This window comes from Sporosarcina oncorhynchi, assembly GCF_033304615.1.
Classification (GTDB): Bacteria; Bacillota; Bacilli; order Bacillales_A; family Planococcaceae; genus Sporosarcina; species Sporosarcina oncorhynchi.
The window spans coordinates 2,618,658-2,638,835 of record NZ_CP129118.1 but is presented as its reverse complement, the minus strand read 5'-3'; the positions used below and the strand labels follow the sequence as shown (position 1 = coordinate 2,638,835).

Below are 20,178 nucleotides of genomic sequence, written 5' to 3'. Positions count from 1 at the left end.
ATATAAGTGCGGAAGGAATTCTTTGTTTTTATAGTAAGTATTCAATATTTACCAAAGTTTTTCAACGCTTGTTCCCGACGTTCGTTTTTCTCTTTAATCGCTGTCAACTCGTCACCTTCTGCATACTTCATCGCTTCCATTGCAGCTTGTTTGTTATCAATCGTCTTTTTCAATCTTTCGATGTCATCTGCGGAATCATTCGGAATCGGTGTTATATCAGGCATGATCATTTCACTCTCCTTCATTATCGTAACAAATAGGATGAACGTTTTATACGTTTTCATGTACACGGAAGCCATTTCAAAATGATTATCATAGGAACGCTGATTGTGGACATTCTAATGGGAAAGAAAACGATTTGTGAGGGGATTTCTATGCGCATTGAACGGTCTTCCGATTGGAAGGAAAGTTTCATGGACCGTCTCGAAAAAGAGGAAGCCTGGGATAATTGGACACTTTACAAAATGGCGTATGAAGTTGCCAAGTCCACTATGATAACGGACTTCCGTGGCTTACAGTCCACGAAATACTTGCCTAATCTAACGCCATTTGCCCACCAATTGGAAGTAGCTGAAACGGTCATCGAACGGATGAACGGTAAAGCGATCCTTGCAGATGAAGTGGGACTTGGCAAAACAATTGAAGCGGGCTTGATTTTAAAAGAGTATTTAATAAGAGGCCTTGTGAAAAAAGCACTTATTCTTGCACCGGCTTCTCTCGTCAATCAATGGATCGACGAGTTGAATCGGAAATTCCATATACCGGCCATGCAGTTTAATAAAAAATACGACTTGCAACATTGCGATATTGTCGTTATGAGTATTGATATGGCAAAGAGGAGTCCGCATAAGGAAAAGATTTATGAACAGGATTTTGATCTTGTTATTATCGATGAAGCCCATAAATTAAAAAATCATCAAACGAAAAATTACGAGTTCGTCCAACATTTAAAAAAGAAGTTTTGTCTGTTGTTGACGGCGACTCCTATTCAGAATGATGTGTTTGAATTGTTCTATTTAATCACGTTGTTAAAACCGGGACATCTTGGCAATTATGAAACATTTCAAGCGGCATTTTCTGCGAGTAAGCATAATGTGGAGCATGAGGAGTTCCTAAGAGAACTCGTCAATCAAGTGATGGTACGGAACACTAGGGAGGCAACAGGTATCGAATGGCCAGATCGGCATGTCGAAATTATTCCAATTGAATTTACCAAAGAAGAACGTCACGTGTATGACTTAATATCCGAATTGAAACATAGTTCAGCTGCGTTCTCAGATGCATTCTCCGTCATCACACTTCAACGGGAAATGTGTAGCAGTAAGGAAGCCGTGTACACTACGTTAATCAAGATGCGTGAAAAGTGTATTCAGCAAGACGAATTGGTCGTTGTAGACGAGATACTTCAAAAATTAACGCTGCTTGAGATGAATTCAAAAGCTGAAAAGGCATTTGAATTAATCAAGCAAGCAAATGATAAAGTGATCATCTTCACAGAGTACCGTGCAACGCAAATGTATTTACAGTCTTATTTGTATGAAAAAGGGATTACAAGCGTACTGTTTAACGGGAAATTCAGCAAAAGTAAACGCGAGTGGATGAAACATCTCTTCCAACAACAAGCACAAGTACTCATCGCCACGGAATCAGGAAGTGAAGGGATTAACCTTCAATTTTGCCATAACGTGATTAACTTCGATCTACCATGGAACCCGATGAAACTCGAACAACGAATTGGGCGAGTCCATCGATTAGGGCAACAGAATGATGTGCACATTTATAACTTGGCGGTTAACTCAACAATCGATGATCATATCGTCGAGTTGTTGTACACGAAAATCAATGTATTCGAAAAAGTCGTCGGGGAACTGGATGCTATTTTGTCGTCTTATAAAATGACCATTTAAGGAAGGGAGAAATACAATGCTTCCTCATCAAATCCATCGTTATCTAAGCCGGTTCTTCAATGAAAACAACTGTCAAATCATCAATGACCAAGGTCACTACTTAAGTGTTCAATTGACGATTGAAATGGACAAGAAGATTATGAACCGTCCATTTTATTGGCAGTACGTAGAAAGTACGGATGCAGTTCCGTACCCTGCACAACTGACCTTCATTACCGATGCAACAAAGCTTCAAAACGAGGTTAGTGGAGAAATCGTCCATTTTGGTTCTCGTCGTCTCAATCAGCTATTTCAAGTGACGAGGCAACAAGGTGCTGTCGTTAAGATGTACGAATCAATCCACAATGCGTATGAAGTAAAAACGATTTTAACGCCTTGGTTAGGGGTGAATTTCAAAGTGACTTATTCAAGCGATCAGACGAAAGAAACCCTTTACTCATTAGGGATGAACTTAATGACAGGACAGATGATCGACGGATTCCAGGAACACCTTAACAGCATCTCACTGAATGAGGAAATGTCACCTGGTACATTCAACTTACCGTATACAATTAAACCGCTGCGCGCATTGGGGCGGATGGAATTGACTGTAATTGATTTGATTAAACAAGATGATCATAGTTGGATTGAAGAAGTGAATAAAAGATGGAAGAAAGACTGCAAAGTATTGGAGTATTTTTATGAAGGAGTCGAGAATAAGCCAGAAAGCTACGAAGTGGAAAGACAGGCGATGGAAGAACAGTACACACCAAAAATTAAAATCGATATTATTAACGGTGGAATGTTCTATTTGAAAGGTGTTCCTTATAAAGTATAGACCTATAGTAAAATGAAAACCCGACTATTCGTAGTTGGGTTTTCATTTTGAAAATTTGAGAAAAAAAGAGGGCTTATGACAATGTGTATAGAATATAGACTGATATGACCAAAAACAAAAGGGGTAGAGAATATGACAGTTCAACAGTTTTTGAATACATACAATGAGGAAGTCCAAAAACTCCATATCGAAAGTGCAAGCAATTCATGGAAGGCTTCTACGACAGGTGAGGAACAATGGAGTAAGAAAACGGCGGAAGCACAAACGGCATTCAAAATCTATTTGTCTGACAAAAATCGTTTCGAACAAGTAAAGGCGTATTTGGAACAAAATGATTTGACGGATATCGAGCGTCGACAGCTTGAAATGATACATAACGGAATGGCTCAAAATCAAATTCCTGAAGCGGATTTGAAAGAGATGGTCGAACTATCAACGGAATTGATTGGGATTTTCAATACATATCGGGCGAAAATGGATGGACAGACGGTTACAGAAAACGACGTTCGACAAATTCTAGTGAAAAGTAATGACTCCGCTGAACGGAAAAAGGCGTGGGAAGCGAGCAAGCAAATTGGCAAAGAAGTCGAAGAAAAACTGCTTGTACTCGTGAAGAAAAGAAATGAAGTAGCACGGTCATTAGGATATGAAAACTATCACGAAATGAGTTTCGCTTTACAAGATTTGGATCGCGATGAAGTATTCTCGATTTTCCATCAAATGAAAGAACTATCTGATGAACCATTCCGTGAGTTAAAGCAAGAAATCGATACAGACTTGGCGGAACGATTCGGCCTAGCTGTTGCTGATCTTAGACCATGGCATTACGCGGATCCGTTTTTCCAAGAGGCACCCGCGTTAAAAGGATTGGATCTTGACCCTTTCTATGAAGGAAAAGATCTCGAGAAATTGACGATTGAAACATTCAAGAGCACAGGTATGGATATTACAGAGATGCTTGCGAATAGCGATTTGTACCCCCGTGAAAACAAAAATCAGCACGCTTTCTGTACGGATATAGATCGTGAAGGGGATGTGCGTGTCCTGTGCAATAACACACTTTCAGATTATTGGTCGACAACAATGCTGCATGAATTCGGACATGCGGTGTATTTTAAATATATTGACGGGGAACTACCTTACACTTTACGCAGTCCTGCCCATACATTGACGACTGAAGCGATTGCGATGCTGTATGGCCGTTTCAGTAAGAATCCGGCATGGCTCGAGCGTTTCGTCGGTTTGGAGAAAGCACAAACTGAACAATTAACGCCGCTTATCGAAAAGTCATTGCGTTGGCAAATGCTCATCGCAGGCCGTTGGATGATGACATTCTCCTTCTTTGAGCGGGAATTGTATGAAAATCCCGATCAGGATTTGAACAAACTTTGGTGGAAACTCGTCAAGGACACACAATTTGTGAATCCGCCTGACAATCAGGATTATCCACATTGGGCAGCAAAAATTCATTTCACCCTCGTTCCTGTTTATTACCAGAACTATTTGCTTGGCGAGTTGACAACATCCCAATTGCAAGCATATATCGAAAAGGAAATATCTGCAGATCTGTTTACAGAAAAAGTGGGAGAATTCTTAATCGAAGAGTTCTTCAAACCAGGTGCGCGTTATCCTTGGAATGAGAAGATTGAAAGAGCGACAGGCGAGAAATTAAACCCACAACATTTTCTCAATCAATTTGTGAATTGATAGGATAACGATGTGATTGAATAGGTACGTGGACTCTATCCAGGCAATGTTGCTTGGAGAAAGGCGATACGTTCAGATAAGTGGTATTCGATTGAAATACCGAGCAAGTGAACTTCGAATTTGAGCACTAATGAGCATCGCATTTCGCGGTGCTTTTATTCAATTACTAACGACAACAGCCACGCTATATGAATAGTAGAACTATGCGAGTTTTGAAATGAGCCACTATGTTGCGTGCATACTGTTGCTTTGCGTTAACTTTTGTGTTCTTTACAGAAATTAAGGCAGGAATGCTCGAACACTTTGGCTTCAAGGGTACGTTTGCGATGACACACACATTTGGGAACCTGATGATCATTTTATTTTTCGATAAGACAGGAGGGATATTGTATGTTTCATAGTGTGATGCAAGAATTAGGTTCTCTGTATTATGATTTTTGGTTTATCTGGCCTTTTATATTCATTACTTCATTGATTTCTGCAATTTATTCTTTAGTAAGAGATGATAAAGTATCAGTGAAATATACCCTTATTGCCTCCATATCTCTTTTAATAATTTTAGCTGGAGTAACTGCTCCTATGTATGGTTAACCACTAACGAGTACTTTTAGTTGAGTGGAGTGCAAGCCTTCGACTCCGGGAGGATTAGCGAAAGCCGTAACGTAGAACGGCTTTTGCGAGATAAAGCGATAGCTTTTCGAGCATATCTTTGCACTCGCCTTGAGACCCTGGACGTAGCGAAGCGAAGGAAGCGGCTCAAGCCACGCCCTCCGGAAACCGAACGGCTGGAACGCAAATCAATGTGTTTAACAATGTACCATATAAGGATGCAATTCTTGAATAAGAATTATGCCATTAATGGACCAATTTTAAGGAGAAGGAGTGACAGTGTGAGTATTGTTTTTCTAGGTTTATGTATAATTATAGGTTCTTGGTTCATATCTCATTCGCTTGATAACAACAAGTCAGGTCAGTATAGATATGAGTTTATTTCAGCAAATCAACGGAACATAATCATATTTGATAAGAAAACAGGTAATTATTGGCAGAAGCTCATTGAGGAAAGCGAGGAATCGACTGAATGGAAAAAACAAGAATCTCCAATTGTAAAACTAGAACAACGTTAGTCCATTCTGCATAAATCGGTGGCGCTGGAAGGGGGAGTTTTGATGAATAAGAATGTGAAATTACTTTATTGTCTTTTGGGCAGTGCTGTACTTGCTTTATTAAATACTCCTGTGCTCAGCTACGCAAAACTAGGGGTTTTTCAGAGTGGTTATGGAGGAAGTGTTCTAGGAGAGTTGTTAATTCATATCACTAATGTATTGTCATTGGTTGGCTTTATACTCCTAATACTATTTTCTATTGTATTGATATTAAGTAATATTAAATTTAATACTAAATAAAAATAAGCGATTATTGATTTCTGCAAACAGGTGCAATTCTTTAACAAAGATTTGCATCCTTTTCAATAACGGGTCTATTAAAAGATTAAGTTAGGGTGAGTAAAATGAGTAATGTTAGAGCTTCGAAAGACAACGTGACTAATAGTAATGCAACCACGTCTTTAATTTTAGGAATCCTATCTATTTTGATACCCTTTATCGGATTAGCACTTGGCATTTTCGGTATTATATTTTCAAGAAAGGCGACAAGGGAAATCGTTAGTACAAATATGGGTGGGCACGGATTTGCAACAGCAGGTTTGATTTGTAGCATTGTAGGAATTGTAATTCAATTATTTGGTGTTTTGAGTATTTTAGCTTTCAACTTGATGACCACTGTTGGTTAAATCAATCCGCTGAGAGATAATACTTATAAAACGTGCCTCAATCGGGCCATTTTCTTTGAAATTTAGGAGTGGAGAAATGAATGATTTTTTTACAGCATTAACGTATGTAAGTAAAATGATTTATGAGCCGAAGAATTTAACTTTAAAATCGGTTCAAGAAGAACAGCAAAATTCTAAGTATGGTGCTGGTACATTTCAATTATCGTCTAAAACAGTTCGATTCAGAGTAGCGAATATAACGCCTACGAAAGTAGGTCAATTTGTTGCGTTTTGGGAAAAAGATGAAAACAATAAAAATCAACCCTATTCATATGAAGAAGCACCAGACTTGTTAGTTATAACTACTTTTAAAAATGATAGTGAGTTTGGACAATTTATCTTTCCAAAGGAAGTTATTTTCAAACAGAATATTCTTAGATCCTGTTCGACAAAAGGGAAAATGGCAATAAGAGTTTATCCAAGCTGGGATAGTCCCACTAGTAAACAAGCGATGAAAACACAGGAATGGCAGTTACCCTATTTTATTGATATGAGTAAACCAAATCTATTAACTGAAGAAAAAATGGTGGAACTGTATTCATTTTAACTCTTTGTAATCGGTGACGATTGTTTAGTACAACTTTCAGGCATATCTTTGTTCTTGCCTAGAGATCCAGGAATGATGCCTTGATTTCTGAAGTGTACACAAATACGGCAAAGGAAGTTCTTCGTTACTAGCTTGGAACTCAACGTTTGCTTGATTGAATATGTCTTATAATTCGATGGACTATGTCCAACATTAAAGTAAAGGAGGGTGGAGTATGGTCAAAGATCGAGTGGTATTCATCACAGGGGCAGCACAAGGAATCGGTTTTGAGATTTCAAAAGCGTTTTCCCAAGCAGGTGCCAATATTGTGCTGACTGATTTGGAAGAGGAGAAGGTGAAAGAGGCGGCTTTGTCAATTGGCGGTCGTGCAATCGGTCTGAAATGTGACGTCACGAGCGAGGAGGACATCCAGCAGGCAATCGACGAAACTATGGCACACTTCGGTAGAATCGATATTCTCATTAACAATGCAGGCTTACAGTATGTGGCGATGCTTGAAGATTTTCCGACCGAGAAGTTCGAACTGCTTGTGAAAGTAATGCTCACTGCGCCTTTCATAACAACAAAGCTCGTTTTGCCACATATGCGGAAACAGAAATTCGGTAGGATTTTGAACATGGCTTCCATTAATGGACTTGTCGGATTTGCGGGCAAAGCGGCCTATAACTCATCTAAACACGGTGTGATCGGTTTGACAAAAGTTGCAGCTTTGGAAACGGCTGCTGATGGCATTACTGTCAATGCCATCTGTCCGGGATATGTCGATACTCCACTTGTCCGGAATCAGTTGAAAGACTTAGCAGAAGTCCGTGGCGTGCAACTAGAGTCGGTTTTAGAAGAAGTGATCTATCCGTTAGTGCCGCAAAAACGGTTGTTGGATGTAAAAGAGATTGCTGACCTTGCCCTTTATTTAGCAAGTGAGAGCGCAAATGGGATTACAGGACAGGCGATTGTATTAGATGGCGGTTATACGGTTCAATGAAAGTGAGACCTCATTCCAGCAATGGATGGTGTCTTTTTTTTGAGTGAAATTACTTTAGTATGCATAGTAAGAGATATCAAGAAGGAGGCAGGTAATTCTGAAAATATGTCGAAATGATTAATTATAGAAAGCTGCGAGGGGGATGCTCGATGAAATACGATGCGATCGTAATAGGGGCAGGATTGGCGGGTTTGGTTGCGACGGTTGAATTGGTGGAGAAAGGCAAGCGGGTGTTGCTTGTAGACCAGGAACCTGCATCATCATTGGGCGGACAGGCGTGGTGGTCGTTTGGAGGACTGTTTTTGATTGATTCGCCTGAACAGCGAAGGTTGGGAATTAACGATTCCAAAGAGCTTGCTTGGCAGGATTGGCTTGGCAGTGCTGGATTTGATAGAGAACAGGATGAAGATAGTTGGGGAAGAAAATGGGCAGAAGCGTACATCGAATTTGCAGCAAGTGAGAAAAGAGATTGGTTGCATTCGTTAGGTGTCCGCTTTTTCCCGGTCGTCGGTTGGGCGGAACGTGGTGGCTATTTGGCAGATGGACATGGCAATTCTGTTCCACGGTTCCATATTACTTGGGGAACTGGCCCGGAAATAGTGAAGCCGTTTGCGGACAAAGTACGAAAGGCAATCGAAGAGGGGGACGTCGATTACAGACCAAGGCATCGTGTGGATGAATTGATTGTGAAAAATGACGCTGTCGTCGGTGTAAAAGGTGCGGTATTGGAAGATAGCGACGCGCAACGAGGAGAATCGAGTTCAAGAGTTAGTATCGGTGAATTTTCGTTTGAAGGCGATGCAATAGCTGTGACTAGTGGGGGGATTGGAGCGAATATTGAATTGGTGAAGAAGAATTGGCCTGCACGCCTAGGTAAGGCACCTGAAAGGATGATTTCAGGCGTACCGGCGCATGTCGACGGTCGGATGCTTGCGATTACGAAACAGGCGGGAGGACGTATTGTCAATGAAGATCGAATGTGGCATTACACAGAAGGCATCAAAAATTGGAATCCGATTTGGCCGTTGCACGGAATTCGAATTTTGCCCGGACCATCTTCGATTTGGCTAGATGCGGAAGGGAACCGTTTCCCCGCACCGAACTTCCCAGGATTCGATACATTGGGCACGTTGCAGGCAATTCAGGAAACGGGGTATGACTATTCATGGTTCATCCTTACAGAAAAAATGATTGAAAAGGAATTCGCTTTGTCGGGATCTGAACAGAATCCCGATTTGACAGGTAAAAGTATACGCAAAGTGCTGTCTCGCGTATTACCGGGACCACCTGCACCTGTTAAAGCTTTCATGGATCATGGTGAAGATTTTATCGTAGCGGATACATTGGAGGAGCTTGTCGATGGGATGAACGACTTGACGGGATCAGGATTGATTAATTTGGAAAAGATTAAACGGCAACTAATTGCACGAGATCGCGAAATGGATAATACTTTTAGCAAAGACTTACAAATTACGGCTATGCGCGGCGCCCGGAATTATAAAGGGGATCGGTTCATAAGGGTCGCCAAACCACATAAAATACTCGATCCGAAAAACGGTCCACTAATTGCAGTACGACTGAATCTGTTGACACGGAAAACATTAGGCGGCTTACAGACCGACTTAGATGGCAGAGTACTGAATGATGTGGGGATACCGATTTCAGGCTTATATGCAGCTGGGGAAGTTGCGGGTTTTGGTGGTGGCGGAATGCATGGGTACCGAGCGCTTGAAGGGACTTTCCTTGGCGGATGTCTATTCGGCGGAAGGGTGATTGGTCGGTCAATGGCAATGTTTGTGCCGTCTGAAGTGGATCGTACCGGAGTTGAGCAGGATAAGGGATATGTAAGTGCGGGTACGCCGCATGGTTGATCGGTTTGAATTTCGGTCTGCAAAATTATAAGCGAGTATGAACTTTTAGGGATCTACATGAGCTTTTCTAAAGTTTCGTATGAGGGTTTAATAGAATGGGCCTATCCTGACGAGTTGGCAGGACAGCCCCTTTTCACTGCTATTTACTAAGTTGAACAAGCGGTTTATTGACAACTTGTATTGCACTTTTAGACGTACAATGAATATAGCCGTGACGCAGAGGTTCACACAACTTCAAAACAATAGTAGGCATAAAATAATCCCTCCACCTAGTTGTTCAGGCGGAGGGGGGATAGAGATAGTATTAACGATGACTGACCGCTTCTTTTGTCTCCAATAATTGTTCGATATGACGCAGTTCGTGATAGCCGACGAAAGGAATCCACTGCTTCAAGCTCATGTCGCCGAATACCGGATGCGGATATGCTTTTGACTCTAATTGCTCTGCCGGAACAGTTTCGGCTAGTTGACGAAGTAATCCATGGGATGCGGCAAGTTTTGCTTTCAACTCTTGCGATGAAGCGAAATCTGCTTTAGGTACAGCGAATTCAGGTGCATCCACTTTTACGGAACGATCAATTGTCCGGTCAATCGGTTTCTTAGGCGTTTCTTGTGTTGGACCAGTAGCGAGTTGATGTTGTATCGTCTTGGCAATACCGCCTTCCATTAAGTATAGGTGTTCGATGATCTGGGCTATAGACCAACCGCCATCAGTTGGCAAGCGGTTCAATTCCTCATCTGACAATCCATCAAATGCGTCTAGTAATTTTACACGTGCTTCCTCATTGATTTGCATCGTCCCACTCCTCGTTTTTGCGTACTTTCAATATACCATTTATGCGTAGCGCAAGCTGTCTAGTTATTCTAACAACCCGGCTTGCTGTAAAAATTGTCGCGCAACCTCTTCCGCATTTACTCCTTCTGCATTGACTTTGAAGTTCATATCCCGCATTTCGTCATCAGTGACCAGTCCAGCAAGTTTGTTCAAGATGCCCTTCAATTCAGGGTGTTTCGCCAATGTCTCTTTGCGTAGTAATGGAGCACCTTGATAAGGCGGGAAGAGTTCTTTATCATCTTCCAATACAAACATTTCATATTCTTGCAGTTCACTGTCTGTCGAATACGCATCCATAAGATTGATATCACCAGTAGCGATTGCCTGATAGCGTAATTTAGGTTCCATTGTTTGAACGGATGGAAAGTCGACTCCATATAACTTCTTAATGCCGCGGTATCCATCTTCACGATCATTGAATTCAAGTGTGAAGCCTGCTTTAACCGCATTTTCTACAGATTGCAGATCAGAGATAGATGTTACGTTAAATTGCTCCTTGAAAGCTTTTGAAACAGCGAGCGTAAACGTATTGTTGAAATCCATCGGTTCCAATAAGACAAGCTCGAATTGTTCATCAAGTCCCGTACGTGCTTGCTCATAAACTTCTTTACGATCATTGCTGACGGCCTCTTCTTTTAAGAACTCCGATAATGCGGTACCCGTAAATTCCGGATAGATGTCTATGCTTTTAGATTGCAATGCATTAAAGACAAATGATGTCTTGCCAAGACCTGGCTTTAATTCAACAGTGAGATCTGTTTCCTCTTCGATGAGAAGTTTGTACATATTAATAAGAATTTCAGGTTCTGCTCCTAGCTTCGCACCGATTACGAGATGCTTGTTTGAATTACCAGATAGAAACGGTATAGCGATGACAAGCAAAGCAATGATGAAAAACGAAATGAGTGCAATCGTCGCGCTTTTAAATGAGAGCCCTTCGAACTTTTTTAATAAAAAATCGAAGGCAAGTGCAAGCAGTGCTGCTGGAATTGCTCCAAGTATGATTAATGAAGTGTTATTACGATCGATACCAAGCAATATCAGGTCACCAAGTCCGCCTGCTCCAATTAATGCAGCAAGAGTCGTTGTGCCAACGATGAGCACCATCGAAGTTCTAATACCTGCCATGATGATAGGCATAGCGAGTGGAAGCTCAACTTTTGTGAGGCGTTTTCGATTGTTCATACCCATAGCGGTAGCTGCTTCCCTTAAGGAAGGATCCACTTCTTTAATGCCTGTGTACGTATTGCGCAAAATTGGCAATAACGCATATGCTACAAGAGCAATGATGGCAGGGACTTTCCCGATGCCAAACAAGGGTATTAGCAAACCAAGTAATGCGAGTGATGGTATCGTCTGTAATACCGCACTGGCACCAATGACAGGTTCTGCAATCCGTTGTTTATTTGTCAAATAAATCCCGATAGGAATGGCTATGAGAACAGCAAAAAAGAGAGCGATTAACGAGATTTGGATATGCTCAAGCAGAGCGTTCGCCAATTCAGCTTTACGGTCTTGGAAAACGGAAAGGAATTCACGCATCATTCTCCCACCCTCTCTTTAGCATCTGCTGCAAGAAAGCTAAGAATATCTTCACGCGACAAAGTTCCGATGACCTGGCTATCTTTTTGGATAGCGATTCGGTCTGCAGTGACGAGCGCATCGAGTATTTCACTCCACTCCGCATCAATGGATACTATTTCCAATTCGGATATGTCAGAAGTGATAGGTGATAGATGTTCGGATATTGCAAAAGGATTCGGTCCTGCACTATCGATGAACTCCCGAACGAATGGTGTTGCAGGAGCTTTAATAATCTGTTCAGGAGTGCCAAGTTGCTCAATCTGACCGTTCTTTAATATGCAAATTCGATCTCCCAATTTCATCGCTTCTTGGATATCGTGTGTGACAAAGACGATGGTCTTCTTAATGGTCTTTTGAAGATGCAATAAATCATCTTGAAGCTTCAATCTGCTGATCGGATCAAGTGCACTAAATGGTTCATCCATCAGAATGATATCAGGATCTGCCGCAAGTGCCCGGATGACACCGATACGCTGTTGTTGCCCGCCAGATAACTCACTGGGTTTTCGTCCGCGATACGTATCCGGATCTAGACCAACCATTTCCATCAACTCCGTTACACGATTTCGAATGCGCGTTTTTTTCCATTGTTTCAATTCGGGGACAATCGAAATATTCTCCTCGATTGTCATGTGAGGGAACAAAGCAATTTGTTGGAGTACATATCCGATGCGCCAGCGTAATTCGTGGATGGGGTACTCGCTAATTTTCTTTCCATCGATTCTAATATAGCCTTCTGATAATGGAATGAGGCGGTTAATCATCTTCAGTATCGTTGTTTTCCCACAACCACTCGGCCCAATCAAAACAAAAAATTCTCCACGCGCAATCTCCATATCTAATGAATCCACTACACGCGTATCGCCGTCGTATGATTTGGAGACGTTTTCAAAACGAATCATGTCCTTTACCCCTTTCAAAATCCAATTGATTACAAGAAAAATTATAGAATGGTAATAGAAGCGATCCTCTATCATTAGCCTCAAACAGTGGAAGAAAAACCTTATTTGTACAAATTTACGCGTCGTAACTTAGAACAATCTACGTTGAATATTTTGATATATCACGCATCTTCAATTAGACTTGTAGAAAGTTCAGATAGTTGTAGGTTTTCTAGTTACCTACTAATCCGTTAAGAGGTGAAGTCGTTTGGTCAGTATTTATGATATAAAACCGCAATTTCAGAATCTGCTTCGACCAATCGTAAGGCGGCTGGCGAAAACGGGTGTAACACCTAATCAGGTGACAGTGGCGGCAATCGTATTGTCATTGATAACAGGTGGACTTCTGTATTTATTCCACGAAAATTCCTTTGTACTACTTCTTATACCGATTGTGATGTTTGTCCGGATGGTGTTGAATGCAATCGATGGTATGCTGGCAAAAGAACATGATATGAAAACAACGCTCGGCAATCTACTAAATGAAATCGGAGATGTTGTATCAGATGCGTTTCTGTATCTGCCTTTCGCATTTATCTCGGACTTTTCTCCTCCACTCATTGTAGGAATCGTTCTATTTGCTATCATCAGTGAGATGACCGGTGTTCTAGGTGAAGTAATTGGTGCAAGCCGTCGCTATGACGGGCCGATGGGAAAGAGTGACCGGGCGTTTGCCTTTGGGCTGCTTGCGTTGCTTCAAGCCTTTCAACTGTTGCCTGCCAGTTGGATCACAGGTTTTTTAAGTGCGATATTGTTGCTCATCATCATGAATATCTTCATTCGGATAAAACAATCTTTGAAGGAGTTGAAGTGAGTGTCAAATGGCATATTTTCAACTGAAATTGGGATTGTGTTAGCGGGGATTTTGGGATTGTTAATCGTCTCGAGTATCATCGCGTTCATCTTGACGATTTCAAAAAAAGAGAAGGATTTTACTGAACTGAATGCGCGCATCAAGTCGTGGTGGGTGATGGCAGCTGTCTTCCTCTTGGCGATTCTCGTAAATCATACCGTGTCATTATTCTTCTTGGCGTTTTTATGTTACTTAGCGTTAAAGGAGTATCTGTCGTTAATCCCAACGAACCGGGCGCATCGAAAAATTCTTTTCTGGGCGTATTTGGCAATACCGATTCAGTTTTACTGGATTTATATCGGATGGTATGGCATGTTCATTGTTTTCATTCCCGTATATTTGTTCTTGTTTTTGCCCATTCAAATGATTCTGATTGGGGAGAATAAAGGGTTCTTGCGGACGATGGGATCTGTCCATTGGGGACTGATGATCATGGTTTTCGGCCTCAGTCATTTAGCATATTTACTAGTCCTTCCTGGCACGGCCAAGCTGGGGGGCGCTGGACTTGTCCTATTCGTTGTCATTTTGACGCAATGCAACGATGTCGCACAGTTCATCTGGGGAAAATTATTGGGGAGACATAAAGTCATTCCGAAGGTGAGCCCAAACAAGACATGGGAAGGATTGCTTGGCGGTGTAGCGACAACGGTATTACTATCCTATTTGCTTGCTCCGCTCCTAACACCATTAACAGTTGGTAGTGCGCTGTTTGCAGGTTTGCTCATTGGGCTGACGGGCTTTATTGGTGATGTGAACATTTCATCGTTGAAGCGGGATTTGAATATTAAAGACACGGGGAGCGCTATTCCGGGCCACGGAGGGATCTTAGACCGGGTCGACAGTCTGACATACACAGCACCTTTGTTTTTTCACTTTATCCGCTATTTCTACTTTACGTAAAGGGGGGTAAAGCAAATGATTCTCAGGTGGATGTTCTATAATTTTTTTGTTCGCCCATTCATTACAATAGTGCTCGGTTTGAACGTCCGGCGTCAAGAGAACTTGCCGAAGATAGGACCTGCGGTGATTATCGCTAATCATAATAGCCATCTTGATACGCTAGTGCTCATGACACTTTTCCGAGGGAAGGTCATTCATTCCGTGAGACCAATTGCAGCAGCTGATTATTTTTTGCGCAATAAAGTGCTCGCATGGTTTTCATTGAATATTATTCATATTATTCCTCTTGATCGCAAAGGCAGTACCGATGTGGAAAACCTATTCAACGGCGTCTATGAAGCGCTGGATAACAATCATATTGTCATATTGTTTCCAGAAGGATCCCGCGGTGAGCCTGAGAAAATCGCACGTTTAAAGTCAGGGATTTATCATTTGTTAAAAGAGCGTCCATCCGTGCCTGTCTATCCTGTTTTTATGCACGGATTGGGGAAGTCTCTTCCAAAAGGGGAAGCGATGTTTGTTCCGTTCTTTTGTGATGTATTTGTCGGCGATGAAATGTATTGGACAGAAGATCGTAAAGAGTTCATGGAGATGGTAGAAATGAACATGAAGTCACTTGCGGCTGAAGGGAGTTTTCCGACATGGGATTGATGGTGCTCGCATTCATCTGGGGTTTGGCAGAGGCGACGTTCTTTTTTATCATTCCGGATGTCATTTTGACGTTCATCGTCATTCATGGGTTTACTATCGGTTTTACAAGTAGTTTGTATGCTTTGGCTGGAGCAATGATTGGTGGGGTGATCATGTATGTTTGGTCATATAAGCAAAGAACCACAGCCATGCGATTTGTAGAAAGTATCCCTTCTATTCAGGGCAAGATGATGAAGGACGTTGAATGCAGTTTAAAGCAAAATGGACTCATTGCGATGATTCTCGGACCCATTCGCGGTATCCCCTATAAAGTTTATGCCATTTACGCACCACATACAGGCATCGGGATGATTAAATTTCTCATCGCCAGCATTCCAGCTCGGTTCATCCGATTTTTTTTGACAAGCATGCTTGCATGGTTTCTATCAGTAGTGTTATTTCCAGATTTAATAATGTGGTTAAAATATGCAGTTTGGGCAGTTGCCTGGATTATTGTGTATGTCATTTATTTTTCTATCCATCCATGGAAAGGAAAGAAATGAAAGACAGTCAGCAACTAGTACGTCGCCAACTGTCTTAGAATTGTTCATTCAGGAAGAGTTTCGTAAGCCAATTTCATAATGATTGCTTCATGTTGTGGATACGTCTCCAACAACTCTTTTTGCGTAAATAGTTCAAAATCCTTGAACTCGAAACCTGGTGATACCATGCACCCGACGAGCGAGCAAGTACCTTCTTCTTTGACAGAAGAAGCGAATATCGAGTTTTTCGGAACAAGCGCTTGCGGCACTTCACCTTTTTCAAGATCCATACCAAGCTGAATTTCTGCGTACGTGCCATCTTCTTTTATGACATGGACGGTTAGTGAGCTACCGGCATGATAATACCATAACTCGTCCGATTTCAACCGGTGAAAATGGGAGACATTTTCGGACGTCAGAAGGAAGTAAATACTCGTATAGAGCTTTCTCGTTCCTTCAAAGTCAACGCTAAGTTGCTCATCTGTCGTCTCTTCTTGTGAAGCGTATGTACTCTTATAAAATCCGCCTTCGGGGTGAGGGAGTAATCCAAGTTTGGAAACCCAGTAAGCTGCTGTGTCAGTTTTCATTTGTTAATTCCTTTCCAAAGTCACTAGTTTAAATTACAATTAAAGACAGTATAGCACTTCTTACAGTGAAGGAAATGAGTTTACTGGATATAAAAGAAGGGGATTATGATTTCTACGAGGAATGTATTGATAATAGAGTTTTAGACTCGTTTGAATATGTACATAAAGGAGATGTTGAATTTGAAACTAGCTGAAGCATTAATCACACGCGCTGATTATCAAAAAAGAATCCAACAGTTGAAAAGTCGAATTAGCGTCAACGTTAAAACGCAAGAAGGAGAAGAGCCTGCAGAAGATCCAAATGTGTTGTTGGCTGAACTTGATGATATTATGGAAGAATTGACGGCTCTTATTAAGCGTATTAACAAAACAAATTGCACAATCCAGTATGATGAAAATTGGACACTGGCTGATGCACTAACTGAACGCGATCAAATTTGGGACAAACGTCTACTCCTAGCGAAAGTCGCAGAGGAAGCGTCCATTCGAAACGATCGTTACAGCAGAACGGAAATCAAAGTACTGAGTACGGTAGATGTTGTTTCCATTCAGAAACAGGTCGATCAATTATCAAAAGAATTCCGGGAAATCGATACGAAAATTCAAGGTTTGAACTGGACGACAGATTTACTGTAAAAAGAAGTAACACATAAGTATGCTAGTCGGTAGCTGTTATCCGCAAAGGTGAGTACAAACCCGCCAACTGGGTAAGTTGGACTAGTGGTAGGTATTGGGGCGATACCACTCGGTTCGAATCCGTCATGAACTACTGACGCCCAGTACTGTAACAGTTGTACAAATAGATTGTCATTGTAACTACCATGTACTAATTTGTGGAGGCAGCGAGGGTGGGTTCGGGGACAAATAGCATGTTAACAGCATCTATACCTTAATGGGTGTAGGTGCTTTTTGTGTTCAATTTATTTTCGCAATCCGATTTCGTATAGTATCAATAAATGACGTCGCTAATTGACTAGTTATACCTTTAAATTTTCTCATCTTCAATAAATTAAATTAAAAATAAGAGGCTGGGACATAACATGCAAAAAGCGTAGAGGATATGATCCTTTACGCTTTTTGTATGTTATTTGTTAGCGAGCTTCAGCGACGAGGAGGCTCAAGCGCGCCCCGCGGAAAGCGTGCCTTTTGGAGCGCAGGGGAACGGACTATATTTTAGTTTTGTCCCAGCCTCCTGTCGGTAACTATGAAGTGTTTCAACTTGCTATTAGATAAACGTCACAATCTTTTCTAAAGGTAAACGACTTGAACCGTAAGCGGGAGCCGCGGCCTTACCTACTCCGATTAACACAAGTGGTGCATATCTATCTTCTAAGTCGAATTCTTTTACGAATTGTTGCTTATCGAATCCACCCATTGTAACTGTGTCATACCCTTTTGCCTTGGCAATTAACATCAGTTGCATGGAAATTAGACCCGCGTCAAAAGCGGCGATATTCAATCTAGCTTCAACCGGTGCTTTCGGATAGAGCGCTTTAGCGTTTGAAATTTGGTTTTCCATATTTGCTTTATCCATATAGCCCGCTTCGAAATTCGCTTGATAGATCTCATCGATATTGTGGTACATTTCTGTATCACCGATAACAGCAATAATTGCAGATGCCGTATCAAGCTGTTGTTGATTGTAAGAAAACTCTTTTAGCCTTTTTCTAGTTTCCTCATCTTGGATGACCATAAAACGCCATGGTTGTAGATTGCTTGATGAAGGAGCTTCAGTTGCCTCAATGAGCATCTCCTCTATTTCTTCCCTCGATATCGTATAGGATGAATCGAACTTTCTAACTGATTTTCTTTCATGAATGATCTCAGATAGAATTGTATATTTTTCTGGCATTATTGCACTCTCCTAATGGCGATTTACTTACTTTAAGTAAGTACGTTAACAAGGTTACTATTAGTAAGTTTGTTTGTCAAGTAAGTGTATGGTAAAGTGGAAATATGAGAAGAGTGGGGTTTTAGACATGCAAATGAATGAAAAATTGAATCATACAAACGACCAGAGAAACTGTAACAGATTCCACGAGATGATTGAATTCATTGGAAAGCGGTGGACGGGAGTCATTATTTACCGTTTATTGGATGGTCCGAAGCGCTATCATGAGTTGTCGACTGAAATCGATGGGATTTCCGATCGCTTGTTAATAGAAAGACTACGTGAACTGGAATCACATGGAATCGTCTCGAAAAATGTACTAGATCCGACCCCTAGAAAAGTGGAATACGAATTGACAAAAGTCGGCAAAGAACTCGAAGATGTCATTGTTTCCATTTTGAAATGGATAAAAGCGAATGGTTGCCCGACAGATCTTCAAAAATAAGATTGCTAATGAACGGCCTAGTAACTACTCTGAATAAACTTGCAGAAACAGCCTACGGTGGACTCAGGCATAAATAGCATATTGAAAGCATCTATACCTTCATGGGCGTAGATGCTTTTTGTCGTTTAAATGCATATGAAACTTATAAATTCATCCATTCTTGTCCAAGCTGTTGGATATTAATACGTTAGAGGGTCTTTCAGTGAACAAAGTCGGATCTATAAGTGTCTTACACGTAATCTTCTTATCTATGACAGTAATCGGGTTGAAAAACCATGTAACCATTATACCGTCAATTTTAAATGTGGCGGGAAGAGATAGCTGGATAACCGTCATCGCTTCTTTTTTTGCCATTCTACCGTGGGTATTTTTACTAGCGTTTATCAATAAGAAGACGAACGGCGAGCCTCTTGTTGAGTGGTTAGATCGGTCGCTAGGCAACACCATTTCAAGTGTTGTACGGTATACAATCGCCATTTTCTTGCTCATTCTGGCCGTCTTCACGCTTGGAGAGACATTGTACTGGATTTCGGCGACATTTCTTCCTGAAACACCTATAGTGCTCATGTTGATCATTTACTCAGTTCTATGTATCTTGCTCGCTTCAACGAACTTACAGACAATTGTAATGGTAAATGCATTCGTTTTGTTTTGGGTTGTCATTTTCGGTTTTTTTGTAGCGTTTACCAATTTGCAAGTGAAAGACTATAATCTGTTGAGGCCGTTTTTTGAACATGGTTTACAGCCTGTCATGACTTCTATGGTTTATCCGGCATCGGGATACGTCGAGCTTCTGATGTTCTTGTTCATACAGCATAAAGTAAAAAAACCTCTTAAATGGTATCATTTTACCATCATGTTGTTCATCATAATGGGATTGACGTTGGGGCCGACAAGTGGGGCAATTACGGAATTTGGTCCCGATGAGGCGACGAAGCAACGTTTTCCCGCCTACGAGGAATGGAGTCTTGTGTCACTTGGCAGGCTAATCGATCATATGGACTTCTTATCTATTTACCAATGGCTCACCGGTGCATTCATACGGGGGGCAGTCATTCTATACGTCGCGGCCGATTTATTGAAAATGACAGGAGATCGAAAGCGGATATGGAGAATCCTAGCTCCCCCATTTTTCTTTATGAATGCGGTCTTAATTCTCTTGAATGACCGCATATTTTTGGCGATCAAAGGGCAGTATTTATTAATAGCGACTTTCGTCTTCATGATCCTTTTATCATTATTATTAACAATAATCGCTTTACGTTCAAAAAAAGCATCTAAGAAGGTCTGAATCGATTCTTACAAAGG

At 41.3% G+C, this 20,178-nt stretch carries 23 protein-coding genes; 17 read left to right on the top strand and 6 right to left on the bottom strand.

Translation table 11 applies throughout. The features are described 5' to 3' along the window. Positions 1-41 precede the first annotated feature (41 nt). Entirely contained in the window at positions 42-284 is a 243-nt protein-coding gene (locus tag QWT69_RS12875; RefSeq protein ID WP_317966255.1) for a small, acid-soluble spore protein tlp, read from the bottom strand. 90 nt (positions 285-374) lie between these two features. Between QWT69_RS12875 and QWT69_RS12870 the strand changes: the two genes are divergently transcribed. The 10 genes from QWT69_RS12870 to QWT69_RS12825 all read left to right on the top strand — a co-directional run bounded on the left by QWT69_RS12870 (position 375) and on the right by QWT69_RS12825 (position 9,662). Beyond that, positions 375-1,907, top strand: coding sequence for a DEAD/DEAH box helicase (locus QWT69_RS12870; RefSeq protein WP_317971093.1), 1,533 nt, complete (start codon positions 375-377; stop codon positions 1,905-1,907). Between the two features lie 16 nt (positions 1,908-1,923). Next, complete coding sequence (locus QWT69_RS12865; RefSeq protein ID WP_317966253.1) at positions 1,924-2,724, top strand: YqhG family protein; 801 nt, start codon at positions 1,924-1,926, stop codon at positions 2,722-2,724. Positions 2,725-2,856: 132 nt separating this feature from the next. Beyond that, positions 2,857-4,431: a M2 family metallopeptidase gene (locus QWT69_RS12860; RefSeq protein ID WP_317966251.1), complete on the top strand. Its 1,575-nt coding sequence runs from the start codon at positions 2,857-2,859 to the stop codon at positions 4,429-4,431. A gap of 390 nt (positions 4,432-4,821) precedes the next feature. Then, on the top strand, positions 4,822-5,022 hold the full coding sequence (locus tag QWT69_RS12855; protein ID WP_317966249.1) for a hypothetical protein: 201 nt from the start codon (positions 4,822-4,824) through the stop codon (positions 5,020-5,022). A 245-nt stretch (positions 5,023-5,267) separates the two neighbouring features. Continuing rightward, entirely contained in the window at positions 5,268-5,558 is a 291-nt protein-coding gene (locus tag QWT69_RS12850) for a hypothetical protein (RefSeq protein WP_317966247.1), read from the top strand. A gap of 42 nt (positions 5,559-5,600) precedes the next feature. After that, positions 5,601-5,837, top strand: coding sequence for a hypothetical protein (locus QWT69_RS12845; RefSeq protein WP_317966245.1), 237 nt, complete (start codon positions 5,601-5,603; stop codon positions 5,835-5,837). A gap of 104 nt (positions 5,838-5,941) precedes the next feature. Beyond that, positions 5,942-6,223, top strand: coding sequence for a DUF4190 domain-containing protein (locus QWT69_RS12840; RefSeq protein WP_317966243.1), 282 nt, complete (start codon positions 5,942-5,944; stop codon positions 6,221-6,223). A 76-nt stretch (positions 6,224-6,299) separates the two neighbouring features. Next, the gene (locus tag QWT69_RS12835; protein WP_317966241.1) at positions 6,300-6,809 is read left to right on the top strand and encodes a MepB family protein; all 510 of its coding nucleotides are present in this window, start codon (positions 6,300-6,302) and stop codon (positions 6,807-6,809) included. A gap of 214 nt (positions 6,810-7,023) precedes the next feature. After that, complete coding sequence (locus QWT69_RS12830) at positions 7,024-7,791, top strand: 3-hydroxybutyrate dehydrogenase (protein WP_317966239.1); 768 nt, start codon at positions 7,024-7,026, stop codon at positions 7,789-7,791. A 149-nt stretch (positions 7,792-7,940) separates the two neighbouring features. Then, positions 7,941-9,662: an FAD-binding dehydrogenase gene (locus QWT69_RS12825; RefSeq protein WP_317966237.1), complete on the top strand. Its 1,722-nt coding sequence runs from the start codon at positions 7,941-7,943 to the stop codon at positions 9,660-9,662. 304 nt (positions 9,663-9,966) lie between these two features. Here the strand turns inward: QWT69_RS12825 and QWT69_RS12820 are convergent, their stop codons facing one another. The 3 genes from QWT69_RS12820 to QWT69_RS12810 form a co-directional block, all read right to left on the bottom strand. Further along, positions 9,967-10,458, bottom strand: coding sequence for a DinB family protein (locus tag QWT69_RS12820; protein WP_317966235.1), 492 nt, complete (start codon positions 10,456-10,458; stop codon positions 9,967-9,969). A gap of 63 nt (positions 10,459-10,521) precedes the next feature. After that, entirely contained in the window at positions 10,522-12,039 is a 1,518-nt protein-coding gene (gene opuFB, locus QWT69_RS12815) for an osmoprotectant update ABC transporter permease/substrate-binding subunit OpuFB (protein ID WP_317971091.1), read from the bottom strand. After that, on the bottom strand, positions 12,039-12,983 hold the full coding sequence (locus tag QWT69_RS12810) for an ABC transporter ATP-binding protein (RefSeq protein WP_317966233.1): 945 nt from the start codon (positions 12,981-12,983) through the stop codon (positions 12,039-12,041). The genes opuFB and QWT69_RS12810 overlap by 1 nt, the downstream gene beginning before the upstream one ends. A 247-nt stretch (positions 12,984-13,230) precedes the next feature. On the opposite strand from QWT69_RS12810, the gene QWT69_RS12805 reads away from it, so the two are divergent. The 4 genes from QWT69_RS12805 to QWT69_RS12790 are packed head-to-tail and all read left to right on the top strand — an operon-like array spanning position 13,231 to position 15,968. Further along, positions 13,231-13,836, top strand: coding sequence for a CDP-alcohol phosphatidyltransferase family protein (locus QWT69_RS12805; protein ID WP_317966231.1), 606 nt, complete (start codon positions 13,231-13,233; stop codon positions 13,834-13,836). Continuing rightward, on the top strand, positions 13,837-14,775 hold the full coding sequence (locus QWT69_RS12800; RefSeq protein WP_317966229.1) for a phosphatidate cytidylyltransferase: 939 nt from the start codon (positions 13,837-13,839) through the stop codon (positions 14,773-14,775). Positions 14,776-14,790: 15 nt separating this feature from the next. After that, on the top strand, positions 14,791-15,426 hold the full coding sequence (locus QWT69_RS12795) for a lysophospholipid acyltransferase family protein (protein WP_317966227.1): 636 nt from the start codon (positions 14,791-14,793) through the stop codon (positions 15,424-15,426). Then, positions 15,417-15,968, top strand: coding sequence for a hypothetical protein (locus tag QWT69_RS12790; RefSeq protein ID WP_317966225.1), 552 nt, complete (start codon positions 15,417-15,419; stop codon positions 15,966-15,968). The genes QWT69_RS12795 and QWT69_RS12790 overlap by 10 nt, the downstream gene beginning before the upstream one ends. Positions 15,969-16,012: 44 nt before the next feature. Here the strand turns inward: QWT69_RS12790 and QWT69_RS12785 are convergent, their stop codons facing one another. Next, positions 16,013-16,534 carry a cupin domain-containing protein gene (locus QWT69_RS12785; RefSeq protein ID WP_317966223.1) on the bottom strand — a complete coding sequence of 174 codons (522 nt, stop codon included), beginning with the start codon at positions 16,532-16,534 and terminating at the stop codon, positions 16,013-16,015. Between the two features lie 171 nt (positions 16,535-16,705). Here QWT69_RS12785 and QWT69_RS12780 point away from each other — a divergent pair, with 171 nt between their 5' ends. Further along, positions 16,706-17,170 carry a DIP1984 family protein gene (locus tag QWT69_RS12780; protein WP_317971089.1) on the top strand — a complete coding sequence of 155 codons (465 nt, stop codon included), beginning with the start codon at positions 16,706-16,708 and terminating at the stop codon, positions 17,168-17,170. Positions 17,171-17,759: 589 nt separating this feature from the next. Here QWT69_RS12780 and QWT69_RS12775 read toward each other — a convergent pair. Next, complete coding sequence (locus QWT69_RS12775) at positions 17,760-18,386, bottom strand: nitroreductase family protein (RefSeq protein ID WP_317966221.1); 627 nt, start codon at positions 18,384-18,386, stop codon at positions 17,760-17,762. Positions 18,387-18,513: 127 nt separating this feature from the next. Between QWT69_RS12775 and QWT69_RS12770 the strand changes: the two genes are divergently transcribed. Both QWT69_RS12770 and QWT69_RS12765 read left to right on the top strand, forming a co-directional pair. Next, the gene (locus QWT69_RS12770; protein WP_317966219.1) at positions 18,514-18,870 is read left to right on the top strand and encodes a winged helix-turn-helix transcriptional regulator; all 357 of its coding nucleotides are present in this window, start codon (positions 18,514-18,516) and stop codon (positions 18,868-18,870) included. A 202-nt stretch (positions 18,871-19,072) separates the two neighbouring features. Continuing rightward, entirely contained in the window at positions 19,073-20,161 is a 1,089-nt protein-coding gene (locus QWT69_RS12765) for an endospore germination permease (protein ID WP_317966217.1), read from the top strand. Positions 20,162-20,178: the final 17 nt, after the last annotated feature.